Annotated in this window: 1 pseudogene; it reads left to right on the top strand. The window is 62.6% G+C overall.

From position 1 onward, the window contains the following. Positions 1 to 246 (top strand): annotated as a pseudogene (locus GPA21_RS20570) (IS1634 family transposase); the annotation flags it as partial.

Raw genomic sequence — 246 nt, forward strand, 5'->3', positions numbered from 1 at the left:
TCGACGGCAAGTTCGTTGTCCATAGCAACGACGATACCCTCACCGCCGAGGACATGGCGCTTGGCTACAAGCAGCAGCAACGCGTGGAAGAAGCCTGGCGCACGATGAAGGGCGGCCTGCGCATGCGCCCGGTGTTCCACTGGGCGCCCCACCGCATTCATGCCCACATTGCGATCACGGTGTTGGCGTTGCTACTGGAGCGTGTGATCGAGCACGCCTGTCAGGACACCTGGCGCAATATCCGCG

This window comes from Azoarcus taiwanensis (assembly GCF_012910885.1).
Classification (GTDB): Bacteria; Pseudomonadota; Gammaproteobacteria; order Burkholderiales; family Rhodocyclaceae; genus Azoarcus_F; species Azoarcus_F taiwanensis.